The organism is Mesorhizobium sp. B2-2-3 (assembly GCF_006442405.1).
Lineage (GTDB): Bacteria > Pseudomonadota > Alphaproteobacteria > Rhizobiales > Rhizobiaceae > Mesorhizobium.
Genome location: NZ_VFWC01000001.1, coordinates 438204 through 453431, shown reverse-complemented (window position 1 = coordinate 453431; position 15228 = coordinate 438204). Strand labels below are relative to the sequence as shown.

General features: G+C 64.3%; 13 protein-coding genes. 6 read left to right on the top strand and 7 right to left on the bottom strand.

The genetic code is table 11. From position 1 onward, the window contains the following. Positions 1-106: 106 nt before the first annotated feature. A complete protein-coding gene (gene galE, locus FJ951_RS02090) occupies positions 107-1102 on the bottom strand; it encodes a UDP-glucose 4-epimerase GalE (RefSeq protein ID WP_140513287.1) in 996 nt (331 codons plus the stop codon). 277 nt (positions 1103-1379) lie between these two features. On the opposite strand from galE, the gene hemA reads away from it, so the two are divergent. Then, positions 1380-2657 carry a 5-aminolevulinate synthase gene (gene hemA / locus FJ951_RS02085; protein ID WP_140513285.1) on the top strand — a complete coding sequence of 426 codons (1278 nt, stop codon included), beginning with the start codon at positions 1380-1382 and terminating at the stop codon, positions 2655-2657. 74 nt (positions 2658-2731) lie between these two features. Here the strand turns inward: hemA and FJ951_RS02080 are convergent, their stop codons facing one another. Beyond that, positions 2732-3898 carry a pyridoxal phosphate-dependent aminotransferase gene (locus FJ951_RS02080; protein ID WP_140513283.1) on the bottom strand — a complete coding sequence of 389 codons (1167 nt, stop codon included), beginning with the start codon at positions 3896-3898 and terminating at the stop codon, positions 2732-2734. Between the two features lie 110 nt (positions 3899-4008). Further along, complete coding sequence (mscL, locus tag FJ951_RS02075; RefSeq protein WP_140496583.1) at positions 4009-4431, bottom strand: large conductance mechanosensitive channel protein MscL; 423 nt, start codon at positions 4429-4431, stop codon at positions 4009-4011. A gap of 222 nt (positions 4432-4653) precedes the next feature. Between mscL and FJ951_RS02070 the strand changes: the two genes are divergently transcribed. Then, on the top strand, positions 4654-8160 hold the full coding sequence (locus tag FJ951_RS02070; protein WP_140513281.1) for a PAS domain-containing hybrid sensor histidine kinase/response regulator: 3507 nt from the start codon (positions 4654-4656) through the stop codon (positions 8158-8160). Positions 8161-8333: 173 nt separating this feature from the next. Here FJ951_RS02070 and FJ951_RS02065 read toward each other — a convergent pair whose 3' ends face one another. Then, a complete protein-coding gene (locus tag FJ951_RS02065; RefSeq protein ID WP_140513279.1) occupies positions 8334-8993 on the bottom strand; it encodes a response regulator transcription factor in 660 nt (219 codons plus the stop codon). Between the two features lie 126 nt (positions 8994-9119). Further along, positions 9120-9554, bottom strand: a complete 435-nt coding sequence (locus tag FJ951_RS02060) for a hypothetical protein (protein ID WP_140513277.1) — start codon at positions 9552-9554, stop codon at positions 9120-9122. A gap of 107 nt (positions 9555-9661) precedes the next feature. Between FJ951_RS02060 and FJ951_RS02055 the strand changes: the two genes are divergently transcribed. Both FJ951_RS02055 and FJ951_RS02050 read left to right on the top strand, forming a co-directional pair. Beyond that, a complete protein-coding gene (locus tag FJ951_RS02055; protein ID WP_140496591.1) occupies positions 9662-10012 on the top strand; it encodes a DUF952 domain-containing protein in 351 nt (116 codons plus the stop codon). Next, complete coding sequence (locus tag FJ951_RS02050; RefSeq protein ID WP_140513275.1) at positions 10009-11088, top strand: quinone-dependent dihydroorotate dehydrogenase; 1080 nt, start codon at positions 10009-10011, stop codon at positions 11086-11088. Before FJ951_RS02055 ends, FJ951_RS02050 begins: the two co-directional genes overlap by 4 nt. Here FJ951_RS02050 and FJ951_RS02045 read toward each other — a convergent pair. Further along, positions 11081-12343 (bottom strand): MATE family efflux transporter, encoded by a 1263-nt coding sequence (locus tag FJ951_RS02045; protein ID WP_224518988.1) that lies wholly within the window; start codon positions 12341-12343, stop codon positions 11081-11083. The genes FJ951_RS02050 and FJ951_RS02045 overlap by 8 nt on opposite strands. Before the next feature lie 228 nt (positions 12344-12571). On the opposite strand from FJ951_RS02045, the gene FJ951_RS02040 reads away from it, so the two are divergent. After that, entirely contained in the window at positions 12572-13474 is a 903-nt protein-coding gene (locus tag FJ951_RS02040) for a histone deacetylase (protein WP_140513273.1), read from the top strand. 3 nt (positions 13475-13477) lie between these two features. On the opposite strand, the gene FJ951_RS02035 is transcribed toward FJ951_RS02040, so the two are convergent. Further along, on the bottom strand, positions 13478-13741 hold the full coding sequence (locus FJ951_RS02035) for a DUF6460 domain-containing protein (RefSeq protein ID WP_140513271.1): 264 nt from the start codon (positions 13739-13741) through the stop codon (positions 13478-13480). A 441-nt stretch (positions 13742-14182) separates the two neighbouring features. On the opposite strand from FJ951_RS02035, the gene FJ951_RS02030 reads away from it, so the two are divergent. Further along, positions 14183-15211 carry a glycosyltransferase family 2 protein gene (locus FJ951_RS02030; RefSeq protein WP_140513269.1) on the top strand — a complete coding sequence of 343 codons (1029 nt, stop codon included), beginning with the start codon at positions 14183-14185 and terminating at the stop codon, positions 15209-15211. The last annotated feature ends 17 nt before the right edge of the window (positions 15212-15228 follow it).

Sequence of the window (15228 nt, the reverse complement as noted above, 5' to 3'; positions counted from 1 at the left end):
TCGTCCCCCCAAAAAAGGTCGAACCGGGCAGCGCGCTTCCGCACCCTCCGCGAACGCCTTCCATAACGCTTCCCGGAGCGGCTTGCGAGCCCTTGGGAAAACCCGCTCAACCGCGTGCGGAATTCTTCCCCGTCAGGATACGCTCCCAGGCGAGCGCGTCGGCGACGATCTGGTCGAGATCGTCGCGTTGCGGCGTCCAGCCGAGTTCCGTCCGGGCGAGATCGGAATTGGCAACCACCGCGGCGGCGTCACCGGGGCGGCGCTCGCCCGTCCTGACCTCGAAATCATGGCCGAAGGCGCGGCGCACGCTCTCGATCACCTCCAGCACCGAGTAGCCGTGGCTGTAGCCGCAATTGGCGACGAGGCTCGCGCCCCCGGCGCGCAGCCGCTCAAGGGCCAGGCGATGCGCCGCGGCCAGGTCGCTGACATGGATATAATCGCGCATGCAGGTGCCGTCGGGCGTCGGATAATCGGTGCCGAACACCTGCATGAACGGCCGCTTGCCGAGCGCCGTCTCGCAAGCGACCTTGATCAGATGCGTGGCGCCCGGCGTCGACTGGCCGGTGCGCCCCCTGGGATCGGCGCCCGCGACGTTGAAATAGCGCAGCGCCGTATAGCGCAGGCCATGCGCGATCGCCGCATCGCGCAGCATCCATTCGCTCATCAGCTTGGAGAGGCCGTAGGGCGATTCCGGCGCCAGGCGGGCATCCTCGCGCACCGGTTCCAGCCCAGCGCCGCCATAGACGGCGGCTGTCGAGGAGAAGATGAAGTTCGGCACGCCCTCGCGCACCGCCGTTTCGATCAGCGTGCGCGTCTTGCAGGTGTTGTTCTCGTAGTAGCCGAGCGGATCGGCGACGGATTCGGGAACGACGATCGAGCCGGCGAAATGGATGATCGCGTCGACATTGTTGTCGCGGATGATGGAGCCGACCAATTCCTTGTCGGCGACGTCGCCGACGACCAGCTTTGCCTCCGGTGCCACCGCCCATTCGAAACCGGTCGAAAGCCGGTCGAGAACGACCACGCTTTCGCCCGCATCCAGCAATTCCCAGACCATATGGCTGCCGATATAGCCGGCGCCGCCTGTCACCAAAACCGTCATTCCGCGTCCTCGCATTCAAGATCTATCGGAAACTGTCTCAACACCCGCTCTACTGGAAAGCCCGCCCTATGACCAATAAAACCCTGCGTAACCGACTTGGCCGGCATATGGCATCATGTCGAAACAAAAGCGCCCTACAGGCCGTTATCGCCAGGAAATAGGCCATGATCCGCCCCTCGTTAGGAACAGGTGCGGGGCGTGGCATTTTGACCAAAACGGGCCGGTGGACGGCCAATCGGGCAATGATTATGATCCAGCGCAAAACTGGGAAGCCGACATGAATTATCAGCGGTTCTTCGAGGACGCGATCGACCAGCTCCATGCGGAACGACGCTACCGCGTCTTTGCCGACCTCGAGCGCATAGCGGGCAAATTTCCGCGTGCCATCTGGCGCGCCAACGGCCGCGCAGAGGAAATCACCGTCTGGTGCTCCAACGACTATCTCGGCATGGGCCAGCACCCGGATGTCATCGCAGCGTTCCAGAACGCGGCGGGCCGGATGGGTTCGGGCGCCGGCGGCACCCGCAACATCTCCGGCACCAGCAATCCGCTGGTCGAACTCGAGCATGAGCTCGCCGATCTGCACGACAAGGAAGCCGCGCTGGTCTTCACCTCCGGTTTTGTCTCCAACGAGGCCTCGATCTCGACCATCGCGCGGCTTTTGCCCAACTGCCTGATCATTTCGGACGAGCTCAACCATGCGTCGATGATCGAAGGCGTGCGGCGCTCGGGCGCGGAAAAGAAGATTTTTCGCCACAACGATGTCGCGCACCTGGAAAGCCTGCTGCAGGCGGCGGGCCGCGAACGCGCCAAGCTGATCGTGTTCGAGAGCGTCTATTCGATGGATGGCGATATCGCGCCGATCAGAGAGATCGTCGACCTCGCCGAGCGCTATAACGCCATGACCTATATAGACGAGGTCCACGCCGTGGGCATGTACGGTCCGCGCGGCGGCGGCATCACCGAGCGGGAAGGCCTCGCCGACCGCATCGACATCATCGAGGGCACGCTCGCCAAGGCTTTCGGCACGCTGGGCGGCTACATCACCGGCACGAGTGCTGTCATCGACGCCGTGCGCTCCTATGCGCCGGGCTTCATCTTCACCACCGCGCTGCCGCCGGCCATCGCCGCCGCTGCCACCACATCGATCCGTCATCTCAAGCGCTCGCAGGCCGAGCGTGACGCCCAGCAGCAGCAGGCGACGCGGACCAAGCAGATCCTCTCCGCCGCCGGCCTGCCGGTGATGGAATCGGCGACCCACATCGTGCCAGTGCTGGTTGGCGACCCCGAGCTTTGCAAGATGGCCAGCGACCGGCTGCTCGGCGTGCACGGCATCTACATCCAGCCGATCAACTATCCGACCGTGCCGCGCGGCACGGAGCGGCTGCGCATCACGCCGACGCCGTTCCATTCCGATGCGCTGATCGCCGAGCTGCAGGACGCCCTGGTCGAGACCTGGGACGCGCTCGGCATTTCCTATGGTTCAGCAGGACGACCTTCCGTGGCCAAGACCGACCGGATCATTCCCCTGCTGGTGCCCAAGTCAGGCGGCTGAAACCCGTTTGAAACTCCACTCCGGCGGCCGTCTGGGGCGCCGGAGCGACTTTCAATTCGGGCGTCATCAACCTCTCAAACAGTCGTCATCCACTTCGCCAGCCTGTGCGCCGCCTCCTCGAGCTGGTCGAGGCGGCGGTGGAAGCACAGCCTGAGGAAGGCTTCGCCGCCTGGGCCAAAGGCCGTGCCCGGCGCCAGGCCGACATTGGCCTTGTCGACGATCTCGAAGGCGGCGCTGCGCGAATCGGTGATGCCGTCCACCCTGAAGAACAGGTAGAAAGCACCTTGCGGCACGGTGAATCGAGCGCGGTCGGTGGCGCCGAGAATGCCGCAGACCAGATCGCGCGCCTTCCTAGCCCTCTCCACCTGTTCGGCGACGAAGACATCGCCTTCATCGAGCGCCGCGACCGCGCCGCGCTGCATGAACTGGGCGACACCTGAATTCGAATACTGGATCAGGTTCTCGAACACCTGCTGCAAGCTCGGATGGGTCTTGATCCATCCGACGCGCCAGCCGGTCATCGCCCAGTTCTTGGAGAAGCTGTTCACGAACAGGATGCGGTCCTCTGCGGTCGCGATGTCGAGGAAGGACGGCGCGCGGCCTTGGCCATAGTGGAACAGCGAATAGATCTCGTCGGCGATGATCCAAAGGCCATTTGCCCGGGCGAGATCGAGAATGGCGCGCAAAGTCTCGTGGTCGGCGGTCCAGCCGGTCGGATTGGACGGCGTGTTGATGAACAGCGCCTTGGTCCTGGGCGTGATGGCGGCCGCGATCTTCTCGACGTCGCACGACCAGCCATTGCCGGATTGATCGAGCGTGACCGGCACCGGCACTGCACCGGCGATGGCGGCGGCGGCGTCGAAATTCGGCCAGGCGGGCGACAGATAGATCACCTCGTCGCCGGCACCGGCGAGCGCGTCGAGCGCAAGCTGGATCGCATGCATGCCCGAGCCGGTGACGATGAATTCGTCCTCGGCGAAGTGTTTGCCGAAATGCCTGTGGTAATAGCGGGCAAGCGCCTGCCTCAGATCGGGGATGCCCCTCTGCCAGGTGTAGAACGTCTCGCCACCGGCCAGCGCTTTCGACGCGGCATCGGTGATGAAGGACGGCGTCGGCAGATCGCCCTCGCCGGCCCAGAGCGGGATCAAGCCGTCGCGCAGCCTGCCATAGTTGACGACGGCGACGATACCGCTTTCGGGCGCAGCCAAGGCCTCGGGGCGCAGGTTCTGGATCAGGGTCATGGGCAGGTCCGTTCGAACAGGGATAGCATGCCGGCTGTTCTACTACGGGCGAAAGCAAAAAACCCCGGCCGTGAACGACCGGGGTTTTGGTCCAGAAGAACCTGATGTCTCTATCTCCTGGCAAGCAGATCGCGGATTTCGGTCAGAAGCTGCACATCGGCAGGCGGCGGCGCGGCGGCAGGCGCGGGCTTTTCGGCCTCCAGGCGCCTGCGCAGGTTGTTCACCGCCTTGACCATCAAGAAGATGATGAATGCGAGGATGAGAAAGTTCAGCACGACCGTGATGAAGCTGCCATAGGCGAAGACGGCGCCCTCTTTCTTTGCCTCCGCCAGCGTGCCCGAGTGGACGTTCGAGGACAGTCCGAAGAAGTAGTTGTTGAAGTCCAACCCGCCGAAAATCGCGCCCACGATCGGCATGATGATGTCGTTGACAAGGGAATCGACGATCCTGCCGAAAGCAGCGCCGATGATGACGCCGACGGCCAGGTCCATCACATTGCCCTTGGAAATGAATTCCTGGAATTCTTTCAGCATTTCGACCCTCCTTGCCATGATCGGCCGCGTTCTCCAGCGCCGGCCAAGCCCACAATAGCAAAAACCTCCGGTTGCAAAACCGGAAAAAGGGCCAAGGCACCGGTTTGTTTTTACCCGCATCATCAGACGTCCATGCGCCGAACGCCGCGATGGACTCAGCTTCCAAGCTGTGGTTGCGTGCGGTGAGCGGGCGTCGAGCCGGCCAGGGAGGAAGCGCGAGCCGTGCAGGGCTTGTTCATCGTTGTCATCGCGATCGCTTATGTGACGCTTCTGTTCGCCATCGCCAGCCTTGGCGACCGCCGCTCGGCCAGCTCCGGGCCCGGTCGCGCACGTCCGTTCATCTACGCGCTCAGCCTGGCCATCTATTGCACCTCCTGGACGTTTTTCGGTTCTGTCGGCCTGTCTTCCGAGCGCGGCCTGGAGTTCCTCGGCATCTATACCGGCCCGGTGCTGGTGTTCGTGTTCGGTTTTCCCTTGCTCAACCGTCTCGTGCGGCTGGCCAAGACCGAGAAGATCACCTCGATCGCCGACTTCCTCGGCGCGCGCTATGGCAAGAGCTTCACCGTGGCCGCCATCGCCACGCTGATCGCGACCATCGGCGCGGTGCCCTATATCGCGCTGCAGCTGAAGGCGATCTCCGGTTCCGTCAGCCTGATGGTCGAGCATTACACCGGCTCGCCGCCCTCGTTCGATCCTTTCGTCAGCGACATCTCGCTGGTGGTCGCCATGCTGCTGGCGCTGTTCGCGGTGCTGTTCGGCACGCGCCACGCCGACGCCACCGAGCACCAGGACGGGCTGGTGCTGGCGGTGGCGGTCGAAACCGTGGTCAAGCTTGCCGCCTTCCTGGCGATCGGCCTGATGGTCACTTTCCTGATCTTCGGCGGGCCCGGCGACATGTTCGGCAAGCTGGCCGAAAACGGCCAGGTGCGGCAGGCGATGAGCTATTCGACGTCACTCGCCACCTGGCTGGTGCTGACCTGCCTGAGTGGCTTCGCCATCATCCTTCTGCCCCGGCAATTCTACGTCACCATCGTCGAGAACCGCAGCGAGGCGGAACTGCGCACCGCGACATGGGTGTTTCCGCTCTATCTGGTGACGATCAACCTGTTCGTGCTGCCGATCGCCTTCGCCGGACTGTCGCTGGTCGGCACGAAGACGAGCAGCGACCTATATGTGCTGTCGCTGCCCTTGTTCGGCGGTCACGATTTCCTGGCCATGGCTGCCTTCATCGGCGGCCTGTCGGCGGCCACCGCCATGGTCATCGTCGAGAGCGTGGCGCTGTCGATCATGATCTCCAACGACCTCATCATCCCGCTGTTCGTGCGGCGGCTGCTGAGGACGACGTCTTCCGAAAACGAGGACTGGTCGACGCTCATCCTCAACGTGCGGCGGGCATCGATCTTCATCATGCTTTTCATCGCCTTCCTCTACTACCGCGAGAGCACCGACAGCGCGCGGCTGTCGTCGATCGGCCTGATGTCGTTCGCGGCGATCGCGCAATTCGCGCCGGCGCTGATCGGCGGGCTGATCTGGCGCGGCGCCAATGGCAGGGGCGCGGCCCTCGGCATGGTCGCCGGCATCCTGATCTGGGGCTACACGCTGCTGTTGCCATCGCTCGTCGCGCCCGAAACCGGCATATTGGTGCATGGCCTGTTCGGCTTCGAAGCGCTGCGGCCGCAGGCGCTGTTCGGCACCGTTGCGGAGCCGTTGAACCACGGCGTGCTGTGGAGCCTGTCGATCAACGCACTGTTTTTCGTACTGGGCTCGCTGTCACGCGCCGCGGTGCCGCTGGAGCGCATCCAGGCGTCGATCTTCGTGCCGCGCGAAGCCGGGCCGATGCCCAGCCTGCGCCGTTTCCGCACCGCCGTCACCGTCAACGACCTGAAGGACACCATCGCGCGCTATCTCGGCGTGCAGCGCACCGAGCGGTCGTTCCAGTCCTTCGAAAAGACCACCAACGTCATCCTGCATGGCAATGAGCAAGCCAGCATGGACGTCATCCGCTTTTCCGAGCAGCTTTTGGCCAGCGCCGTCGGCTCTTCGTCGGCGCGGCTGATCCTGTCGCTGCTGTTTCGCCGCCACGACCGCGAATCCAGGGATGCCTTCCGGCTGCTCGACGACGCCACGGAAGCGTTGCAACACAATCGCGACCTGTTGCAGATCGCGCTCGACCAGATGGAACAGGGCATCACCGTCTTCGACCGGGATTTCCGGCTGATCTGCTGGAACCGCCAGTACCGCGAGCTGTTCGACCTGCCCGACGACATGGGCCAGGTCGGCGTCTCGCTCGACCAGATCCTGCGCCATCTGGCGGAGCGCGGCGATATCCCGACCGACCAGCGGGTGACGATGCTCAACCGGCTGACCAGCTTCGTCAGCCCCTGGCAGATGGAACTGAAGACCAGCGGCCGGATCCTGGAGCTGCGCTCCAACCCGATGCCGGACGGCGGCATCGTCGCCACCTATGCCGACATTTCCGGCCGCGTCGAGCAGGACCTGGCGCTGAAGCGGGCGAACGAGTCGCTGGAACAGCGGGTGAAGACCCGCACCATCGAACTGACCAGGGTCAACGAGGAGTTGACCCGGGTCAACGAGGAACTGGCGCAGGCGCAGATGCTTGCCGAGGAGGCCAATCTGGGCAAGACGCGCTTCCTCGCCGCGGCCGGCCACGACATCCTTCAACCGCTCAACGCCGCCAGGCTCTACTGCTCGTCGCTGATCGAAAAGGCCGGCAAGGGCCCGGCCGGCAAGGCCGCGGTCAACATCGACTCCTCGCTGGAATCGGTCGAGACCATTCTGGGCGCCGTGCTCGACATTTCCCGCCTCGATGCCGGTGCCATGAAACCGGACGACACGGCCTTCAACCTAGACGCATTGCTGCGCCAGATCGGCAATGATTTCCGGCCGCTTGCCGCGGAAAAGCAACTCAAGCTGACGATCATGCCCTCGTCGCTGACAGTGATGACGGATCGCAACCTGTTGCGCCGCCTGATCCAGAACCTCGTTTCCAATGCCATCAAATACACACGTCACGGCCGCATCCTGGTTGGCGTGCGGCGGCGCGGCGAACTGGCGGAAATCCAGGTGATCGACACTGGCATCGGCATTGCCGGCGACAAGCTGAACACGGTGTTTCGCGAATTCACCCGGCTGGACGAAGGCGCGCGCGAGGCCGAAGGCCTCGGCCTCGGCCTTTCGATCGTCGATCGCATCGCGCGGGTGCTGAGGCTTGAGATCCGTATTTTCTCCAATCCGGGCAAGGGCACGCGCTTTTCCGTCATCCTGCCGGTGGCGGCCGTGCAGGAACCGAAACGCGAGGTCGAAACCAGGGCGCCGGCCCGCGCGGCGGCTTCGCTGGCCGGACTGAGCGTGCTGTGTATCGACAACGACGCCCGCATCCTCGAAGGCATGCGGCTGCTGCTCGAAGGCTGGGGCTGCGCCGTCGAGACCGTGTCCGGCACAACGAACCTGGATATCGCGATCCGCCGCCCGGACATTGTCCTTGCCGACTATCATCTCGATGGCGAAACCGGCCTCGACGCCATCGTCGGGCTGCGAGCGATCCACGGCGACGACCTGCCCGCCGTGCTGGTCACCGCCGACCGTTCCAACGAGGTACGCACGGCGGCGGCCGGGCTCGACGTCCCGGTGATCAACAAGCCGCTCAAACCGGCCGTGCTGCGCTCGATGATGGCCAGGGTCAGGCCGCTGGCGCCGGCGGCGGAGTAACTGTCAGATCTGCTTCATTTCGGCCCCGCCGACGGCGCCCAGGCTTCGAGATAGGCGCAAAACATGTCGGCCATCGCATCGGCATGGCTTCTATCTCTGCCGACGGGCGAGGCGTTTCCGAAAAACTGGTCGCCGGGCCGACATCCGCATAACCATCCGCCAGGTTCGGGCGCTCAGCTCACCGGCTGCAGCGGATCGCTGCCGATCTTGGACAGCAGGATCACCGCCTGGGTGCGGCTGTCGACGCCGAGCTTCTGCAATATCGCCGAGACATGCGCCTTGATCGTCGCCTCTGAGACGCCGAGCTCATAGGCGATCTGCTTGTTGAGAAGGCCTTCCGCCAGCATGCCGAGCACGCGGGTTTGCTGCGGCGTGAGCGCCTGCAAGCGCTTGATCAGGTCCGATATTTCGGGATCGCGCTCGACACCGAGATCGATGCCGGCCGGTGCCGCGATATCGCCCGCAAGGACCGATCGCACGGCGTCGCGGATTTCCTCCATGCTGGCCGATTTGGAGATGAAACCGGACGCGCCGAGGTCGAGCGCGCGCCGGATGGTCGCCGGGTCGTCATGGGCGGAGACCACCACCAGCGGCGCCGCCGGATGGATGCCGCGCAACGAGATCAGGCCGGAAAGGCCGCTCGCGCCCGGCATCGACAGGTCGAGCAGCACCAGATCGACCTCCTCGTTGGCCACGACCAGCGCCTTGGCGCTTTCGAAATCGCCGGCTTCGTGAATAGCGGTGACATTGCCGATGCCGGCAAGCGCTTCGCGCAACGCACCGCGAAACAGCGGGTGATCGTCGGCGATGACGAAAGAATAGCCTGATGGCAAATATCCCTCCCCGGATCCCTTGATGGTCTTCTGTTTTCTCGGGACCTGATGCAACGATTATGAGGCGCTTCGCGCTGTTTTCAAGCAGCAAAGCCGGCGCACCGGATTTCCCCAGACGGCCTGTCTTCAGGTCTTCTGCGAGTTGGGTTTGGCGCCGTCGCCGCTGTCCTTGTCCATATCCTTGACGATGCCCATGAAGCCCTTCAGGAAACGCTCCATGTAGCTCATCGTCTTGTTGAAATCCTCCTCGCTCGGCAATGTCGATTCGAGGCGGGCCGAGAGCGAATTCTCGAGCCTGGTGACGCGCTCGTCCATGGCTTTCATCGAAGTTTGCAGGCGATCGACCTCGTCCTGGAAGGCAGCGCGTTCATCGGCCGCCATCTTGCAGACGAGTTGGCCGGAGCGCTCCTCGCAGATCGACATCGCGCCTGTCTGCGTGTCCATGCGGACATAGCCGTTGGCGGATTTCTCCAGACGATAGCGGTCGGCCTCCTCGGAAAAGGCGGACGCCGCGACCAGCGAAACGAGCGCGGCGGGGATCAAGATGTGCTGCAGACGCATGTTGTCCTCCATGGCCAAAGCCTGAGATATCGCATGTTTGCGCCGGAAATGGGGAAGATCCTTGGCACGGCCTTCCCCGCACGGCTGGTTCGGACTATAGCGCAACCATGTCTCAGATTATCTACAAGATAACCCCGGAAGGGCCTTGGCGCGAGGCCGAAGCGAACGGCCGCTTCACCGGAGCGCCGATCGATGTCGCCGACGGCTTCATCCATTTCTCCACGGCGGCACAGGTCAAAGAGACGGCGGCGAAACATTTTGCCGGCCAGGCGGGGCTTCTGCTGGTCGCCATCGACGGGACCAGCCTGGGCGATGCGCTAAAATACGAGGCCTCCCGCGGCGGCGCGCTGTTTCCGCACCTCTACGGCGTGCTCGACCTGAAAGCCGTGCTGTGGGTTCGGCCGCTGCCGCTCGGCGCCGACGGCACCCACCAGTTCCCGGCGCTGGAGGCCGAATGAGCGTGCTCGACCGGATTGGCCAGAAGCTGCTCTTCACGTTCGACCCGGAAACCGCGCATGGCCTGTCGATCGCGGCGCTGCGCTGCGGCCTGCCGGTCGGCGCACGGACGGCGCGCGACGCACGGCTGAAGGTCAGCCTCTGCGGCCTCGATTTTCCCAATCCGCTCGGCATGGCTGCCGGTTATGACAAGAATGCCGAGGTGCCCGATGCGCTTCTCGGCCTCGGCTTCGGCTTTGCCGAGGTCGGCACGGTGACGCCGCTGCCGCAGCCTGGCAATCCGAAGCCGCGCATCTTCCGGTTGCCGGCGGATGAAGCGGTGATCAACCGGCTCGGCTTCAACAATGAAGGCCATGCGGCCGCCGAGAAACGCCTGGTCGGCCGCGAGGAGCGCTCCGGCATCGTCGGCGTCAACATCGGCGCCAACAAGGACAGCGCCGACCGCGTCAACGACTATGAGCGCGGTGTCATCCGCTTCGCGCCTTACGCCAGCTATCTCACCGTCAATATTTCCTCGCCCAATACGCCCGGCCTGCGCACCATGCAGGCGCGCGAACAGCTTGGCGAGCTCCTGTCGCGCGTCATGGCCGCGCGCGCGGCGGCGGCAAGGCAGCCGCCGGTGTTTCTCAAGATTGCGCCGGACCTGGTCGAAGCCGAGCTGGAAGACATCGCCGCCGAGGTCACCCACAACGCCATAGACGGCATCATCGTCTCCAACACCACCATTTCTCGCCCGGCGCTACGCTCCAGCGGCGCGGCAAGCGAGACCGGCGGGCTTTCCGGCCGGCCGCTATTCGAGCGCTCGACCATCGTGCTGGCCCGTATGCGCAGGCTGCTGGGGCCGGACATGGCCATCATCGGCGTGGGTGGGGTCAACTCCGCCGAGACGGCGCTCGAGAAGATCCGCGCAGGCGCGGATCTCGTCCAGCTTTACACCGGCATGATCTATGCCGGGCCGGCGCTGCCGGGGCGCATCGTCGCCGGCATGGCGCATTTCGCCGAGACGGAACGGCTCAAGTCCATCAGCGACTTGCGCGACCACCATCTCGACCAATGGGTTTCAAGGCCGCTCAACTGAACGCCGTCCGCAGCCGCAGCCGCAGGATGGCCAGCAGGCTGAGGCCACGCACCAGCAGGAAGACATGCAATGCCGCCCACAGGCCATGATTGCCGAAAGCGGGCGCCAGCGTAATCAGCGCGGCCGCGAAGGCCAGGAAAGACAAAAGCATCATGTTGCGCATGTCGCGCGACCAGGTCGCGCCGATGAAGACGCCGTCCATCTGGAAAGCCAGCACGCCGCTTAGTGCGGTGAAGGCCGCCCAGGGCAGGTAGGTGTCGGCCACCGAGCGGACTTCCTGCGACGTGGTGACGACGGCAACCAGATTGGCACCGGCCAGCAGAAGCACCAGGGTTGCGGCACCCGCCAATCCGAAACCCCAGAACAGGGTCAACCGCACCGCGCGCCGGAACGGGTGCTCAGCCCGCGCACCGACGGCGCGGCCGGCGAGCTGTTCCGCGGCGGTGGCGAAACCGTCGAGGAAATAGCCTGCGACGAGGAAAAAATTCATCAGCACGGCGTTGGCGGCCAGCGTGACCGTGCCGAATTGCGCACCCTGGCGGGTGAACAGCGCAAAGGCGGCAAGCAGCGAGAACGAGCGGATCATGATATCGCGGTTGAGCGACAGCATGCGCAGGAACGCGCTCATGTCGAGCAGGCGTTGGCGTGGCACGGGCGGACTTGCCCTGAACCGCCTGATGACGATGGCGAGGCCAAGCAACATGGCCAGGAATTCGCCGGTGACGGTTGCCCATGCGACGCCGGCGACGCCCCAGCCAAGCTCCAGCCCAAGCAGGATGCAGAGCGCGATGTTGATGCCGTTCAGCACCAGCTGCAGCACCAACCCGAGCCCGCCCTCGCCTCGGCCGAGGACATAGCCGAGAATGGCGTAGTTGATCAGCGAGAAAGGTGCCGCGAGCAATCTGATGCCGATATAGACGCCCATCGCCTCGCTGACGCGCGGTCCGGCATCCATGAACCACCGCCCGCCGGCCGCGATCAGCGGCGAAAGCGCAGCCAGCACGATGCCGGCGACAACAGCGATCAGCACCGCGCGCCAGAACACCGCCTGTTCCTCCAGCGCGTCGTTGCGCCCGAAAGCCTGGGCGACCAGACCGGTGGTGCCGGAGCGCAGGAAATTGAAGGTGGTGAAGACGACGTCGAAGACCAGCGCGCCTGCCGCCAGGCCGCCAAGCAAGGCGGCGTCGCCGAGCTGTCCGACAACAGCCGTATCGACCATGCCGAGCAGCGGCGTCGTCAGGTAGGCGAGCGTCATCGGTACGGCGATGACGAGCACCGTGCGGTTGGTGACGACAAAGGATCCGGGAACGATTGGGGATCCGGCGTCGGCTGGGATTGCACCCTTCTCCAAAGAATTGCTGCCTTGCTGATTGCGGCTTGATCGAACAGCCGGTGTGCCCCATTTTCCGGCCACCGCGCAATCCACCCTTGCCATGGCGGCCAACCGAAATTCCGGTCTGGCGCGAGCCGCCGGATCCGGTTCATGTCCCTCCAGATCGTCCATCATCCCGACTACGACGCCGGCTTCGCCGTCAACCATCGCTTTCCGATGAGCAAATATCCGCTGCTGATGGAGGCCTTGCACGCACGCGAACTGGCCATGCAGGGGGCGCTCAGCATGCCGGAAGCGGCGCCGGCGCCATGGCTGAAGCTTGCCCATGCGGCCGACTATGTCGACCAGGTCATCAGCTGTTCGGTGCCGGACAAGATCGAACGCGAGATCGGCTTTCCGGTCGGCCCACGCGTCTCGCTGCGCGCCCAACTCGCCACCGGCGGCACCGTACTGGCGGCCCGGCTGGCCTTGCGCCACGGCATCGCCTGCAACACCGCCGGCGGCAGCCATCATGCGCGGCGCGCGCAAGGCGCGGGCTTCTGCACCTTCAACGACGTCGCCGTCGCTTCGCTGGTGCTGCTCGCCGAAGGCGCGGCGCGGAACATACTCGTGGTCGATCTGGATGTGCATCAGGGCGACGGCACGGCGGACATCCTGGCCGGCGATCCGCGCGTGTTCACCTTCTCCATGCATGGCGAGCACAACTATCCCGCGCGCAAGATCGCCTCCGACCTCGATGTCGCACTGCCCGACGGCACGGGCGATGCCGCCTATCTCGAAAGGCTGATCGCCATCTTGCCGGAGCTGTCCGCCCATGCGCGCTGGGACATCGTTTTCTACAATGCCGGCGTCGACGTCCATGTCGAGGACCGGCTCGGCAGGCTGGCGCTTTCAAACGACGGGCTTCGTGCCCGCGACGCCATGGTCATCGGTCACTTCCGCTCGCGCGGCATCGCGCTATGCGGCGTCATCGGCGGCGGCTATTCTACCGACGTAGCCGCGCTCGCGGCGCGCCACGCCATTCTGTTCGAGGCGGCGGCGGACTACGCCTGACCGCTATTTCCTGTAGTTGGCGATTCTGAGCAGGATGAACGCCGGAACCACGATCGCCGCACCCAGCAGAATATAACCCAGGAAGCGGTCGATGGCATGGAAGCCCAGATTCCAGAGATCCAGGACGAATTTGCGGATGCCATAGAGCACGTCCATCGGCGACCAGCCGAAGGCGGTCATGACGAGGCCGACGAGGAACGACACCACCAGCAACTTCAGGAGTACCCTGAGCGGGGTGTCGCCGAGAAAGCGCGTCAATGCGGACAAGACCTGTCTCCGGCTCTGATCGCCCGATTCGGCGACAGGATCAGAAATACGCACTTGGCCGCCCCGCTTCAAGCCGGGCGGGCCAAGGCTCTGAACCTGGCTGACAAAGCCTATGACGGCCGGTCCGGCGGTGCCGCCGGCTTTTCATGATAGGAATTTTTTCCTGGACGGGGTGAAGGCAACTATGGTAGATATTTGGCTATGGTGCTGAGTTGCGCCAGGGACCCGCCGCACAGGCGGGTTTATCCGTTCAAGGCTCCGTCAACAGCGCACCGTCGAAGGCTCCGAAGGAACACGTTAACGCGGATCGTGCCCTGGTACCAAGCCGGCGACCATAGGCGCATGGCAGGCGAGCAGCCGGCGGCGGCTGATCGCGGCCGGCTTATCTGTTTTCTAACCAATTGCCGCTATTGCCATTCCTGGAGCGGGAGCCAGGCTTTGATGGAAGCGGAAAAAATCGGCGCGCGCCGCGCGGTCATGCTTTCGGTTGTCGTGCCGTGCTATAACGAGCGGGACGGCGTGGCTGAGCTTCACCGACGCGTCACCGCCGCTTGCCTGGCGCAAAACCCTTCCTACGAGATCGTGCTCGTCATCGACGGGGCGACCGACGGCACCCGCGAGGCCGTTTTCGAACTGGCGCAAAAGGACGACCATGTCGTCGCCATCGACCTTGCCCGCAACTATGGCCACCAGATCGCGCTAAGCGCGGGGCTGGAGTTCTGCCGGGGCCAGCGCATCCTCATTCTCGATGCCGATCTCCAGGATCCGCCTGAACTGCTCGGCGCGATGATGGCGAAGATGGATGAAGGCTTCGACGTCGTTTACGGTCAAAGGGCCAAGCGTGATGGCGAAGGCTGGTTCAAGCTGGCTTCCGCGTCGATGTTCTACCGGCTGCTGCGCCGGATGGTCGACGTCGAGATCGCGCCGGACACCGGTGATTTCAGGCTGATGAGCCGCCGCGCCCTCGACCATCTGAACGCCATGCCGGAGCGCTACAGGTTCATTCGCGGCATGGTGAGCTGGATTGGGCTGAGACAGGCCGCCTTCTCCTATGAGCGGCAACGGCGTTTCGCCGGCGCCACCCACTATCCGCTGAAGAAAATGGTTCTCCTGGCTGTCGACGCGATGACCAGCTTTTCCATCGCGCCGTTGCGGTTTGCCTCGCTTCTGGGAATGCTTTCCGGCGTGCTGGGGATGGTCGTGCTCGGCTATACGCTGCTCGAGTGGTCGCTGGGAAACGTGCTGCCGGGCTGGACCAGCCTTGCCGCGATCATGCTGATCCTGGGCAGTGTTCAGCTTCTGGTGCTCGGCATATTCGGCGAATATCTCGGCCGGATGTACATGGAGACGAAGCGGCGGCCGCTCTATTTCGTCAACGAGATCGTTTCGCGAAGCGATGTGGCCGTCGAAAACCAGGACCTGCCTGTCCACCGCCTCCAGGAAATGGTGAAGAGAGCCGCGCGTGGCTAAGGCGACGATCGACCGGC